Annotated in this window: 2 protein-coding genes; one reads left to right on the top strand and one right to left on the bottom strand. The window is 69.2% G+C overall.

Annotated features, from left to right (window positions below; translation table 11 throughout):
* Positions 1 to 737, top strand: a 737-nt coding sequence (locus AC1WTP_RS34225) for an SPW repeat domain-containing protein (RefSeq protein WP_481653351.1), incomplete at its 5' end; no start/stop codon positions are given.
* A 30-nt stretch (positions 738 to 767) separates the two neighbouring features.
* On the opposite strand, the gene AC1WTP_RS34230 is transcribed toward AC1WTP_RS34225, so the two are convergent.
* A complete protein-coding gene (locus AC1WTP_RS34230; RefSeq protein WP_481653352.1) occupies positions 768 to 3,017 on the bottom strand; it encodes a hypothetical protein in 2,250 nt (749 codons plus the stop codon).
* Positions 3,018 to 3,173 lie beyond the last annotated feature (156 nt).

Raw genomic sequence — 3,173 nt, forward strand, 5'->3', positions numbered from 1 at the left:
GACACCGGATCCCGACGGGCCTCGACCGCCAATCGAGTCGCACGCTCACGCAGCTCATCGTTGTACTTCTTCGGTGCGGGCATCGCTGGTGTTCCTCCCAGGTTTCGATGTCTCCATCAAACCCGGTGCGGAACATCCTGCCGTACGCGACGCCGCAAGGCAGGCTCGGGGCATGGCTTCCCTGTCATCAGCCGTGCCGTGCAGAGGGGCCTCGTTCGGAACAACGGGAGCAACGTATGAAACGCGACCAATCCGCAGACTCTGACGACTCGCGGCAGTTGGAACCCCCGGTGGGTGCGACCGCTCCCCCGCCGAGCCCGGCAAGTCCCCTTCCTTTCGTACGGGCGCTGACGCTGAGCGCTGTCCTCAGCGCAGGCGCCTTCCTCGCCGGGGCGTGGCTGGTCTTCGCTCCACTGCTACTTGAGTACGGCCCCGAGAAACCAGGGGCCGCGTGGAACCAGACAGCGGTCGGAGCGGTCATTGCCGGTGTCTCGCTCTTCCGGTACTTCAGCCCACGGCACCTGCCCGCTCTCGACTGGGTGGCGGTAGCCGCGGGTGGCTGGCTGCTCGTCTCACCGCTCGTCCTTGACCATCTCGAACATCCCGCATCCGGGTTCGCTCTCTACCACGACATCGTCGCCGGGTTTCTGGTGATCGTTCTTGCCTGCGGCGGGATTCTCACCCGTCGTAAAGGCAGGACGGCAGTCGCCACGTCGTCGACAGCCAGCAGACGTTGAAGCGTCAGCCCACCGGTCCGCCACCGACTTCTACTCGTCTGGCGGGGGGCGGCTGACAACACGGGGAGCCTTGTCCGGTGGGTCGAGCCGTCCGGCGAGGTCGGCCACGGCTGCGGCGTAGCGGTCGTCGGTGTAGTAGGGCCAGTGTCCTTCGATCGGAGGTGGGACGGTGTTCATCGGATCCACCGACACACTGCGGGGGTCGCGTAGTCGGCAGTCGACCCCGCCGGATGCGTCGTCCGCTCGCGGCGGCTCGCCCGGCGAGTGTGGGGAGAAAATCCAGCCGCCGGTCGGATCGGTGTGGCGCCACAGGTTCACCCACCGCCACCCCACCCGATCGCCCACGTCGCGGAGCACCTCGTCGCCGAGGTAGGCCGGGAAGAGCCGTGCGTACAGCCGGCCAAGCGGTGACCCGTAGGTGAGCAGCGCCACCCGGCGCAACGTCTGGGGCGGCAGTTGAAGGATGGTCGCCGCGGCCATCACCGAACCGTGGCTGTGCCCGGAGAGCAGCACTCCGCCCTTCGCGGCCAGCGCCTGCATCCGCTTGGCCATCTCCGGCAGCGCGCGCTCGGCGTAGCACGGCGGTGCGAAGGGATGGGCAGTTCTCGGCCAGAAGCTGCCCAGGTCCCACAGCACCGTGACGATCCCGCGGAGATCCGCAGATCGGTAGGCGAGCACGCCGATGACGAGAATGCCGAGCGCGAACAACTCGACGAGGTACATCCCCACATCAGTCAGATAGAACATGGCCCGCACCACGGCGCTGGCCTTGCCGGTGAGCCGGGCGGCGAGCTGGATCGGCCCGACGCCGGCCAGATCGAGGCCGGCGGCGACCAGGCTGAGCGAGGAGAGCACCAGGTAAGCGCGGAGCAGCGGACCCAGGCGCTCGGCGAGGCGGGCGCGGACGATGACGTCGCGCACCTTTCGTATCTGTGGCTGCCTATCGGGTGGGACGTTCGGGAAATCCTGCTCGATGGTCCTCGCCGCCTCCATCCGGCGCCGGGACCTCGTCCCCAGACTGCCGACGAACGCCCCGATGAGAATCGTCAGGACTGCGGCGATGGTGCCCAGTGCGGCCCATCGGAACGTCGCCGGTGGTTGCAGCGGGGCGTTGGCCAGGGTTCGCATGGTGGTCGGCACCGCGCCACGATCCAGCACATCCGCGGCCCGGTAGACGACCGCGGCGGAAAGCGCCGCGCTCAACCCGATGGCGGCCGAGGCCAGCAACGGAGCGCCAAGTCCGCGGAAGGCCTGGGGCGATCCGTCGGCGCGGCGCTGGCGGCGCACCGCCACCGCGGCGAGCATGACCAGCAGCACGGCCTGCACACCGACGAATCCATCGACCATCCGCGCGTGTCCAGGCAGGCGGCCCGGCTGTGCCGGAACTGGGCCGAGCAGCGCGGCGTAGGCCAGGGTCAGCACCGTCAGAACGCCCGCAGCGGGGCCGAGCCCGCGGACGGCGGCCGCGGCCCACCTGCGGACGGTCCCCGTGTCGGCAAGTCCGGGCACGCACAGCAGCACCGAGGCCGCGATCACCAGCGTGATCGCCGCTACCAGCAGGCCGACACCGACCACGCGGGGACCCCGCGGCGCGAGGACGACGAGCAGAGTGGCGTCCAGTGTGCCGAACGCGATCGCGACGTGGATCAACCGGAGCCGAGCCACCAGTGCCGCCGTGTGCCAGAAATCGGGCGCGTCGAGGCGGTCACCGCCGGACCCCGTCGTCGCGGAGAACCCCTCGTACCGCCTTCCCGCACGTGCGCTGAACCACGACACAGCCAAGATCGCGGTGACCGGCGCCATGGCGAGCAGCGCGAGTCGCGGCCCCACGGGCAGCGAACCGAGCCAGGACAATGGCGGCCGGCCGGCCGTGCAGGTGGCATAGGGCGCGCACTGCCACGCCACGAGGTCGAGTGAGACGCTGGCGAACGCCAACACGAACATCCCGGTCAAGGTGGCGCCGAGCAGGCGGCACAGTACCTTCACGACTGCGCCGGAGCCAGGGGGGCGGGACCAGATCGCCAGGTTGCTGAGCATGAAGGGCAGCAAGAGCAGCTGGATCAGATTGCGCGCAGCATTGCGTGCGGTCAGGTCGCTCCAGTGATAGGCCTCCAGCGTCGCGCCGCCTGGGCCGGTCGCTTCACCGTAACCCGGACGGGGACGGTAAAACCCGGCGTCCCGGTCGCCGGCCACCCGCACCACCAGAGGCCGGTCGAGCAACGTCCCCACCCGCATGCCGGAGACACCATGCACCCGCAACTCGGTCACGTCGGCTGCCATCCACCGCTGCTTCCCTCTACCTGTTCCGCACCGGGTTTGATGGAGACATCGAAACCTGGGAGGAACACCAGCGATGCCCGCACCGAAGAAGTACAACGATGAGCTGCGTGAGCGTGCGACTCGATTGGCGGTCGAGGCCCGTCGGGATCCGGTGTC

It is taken from the genome of Micromonospora sp. R311 (assembly GCF_056780015.1).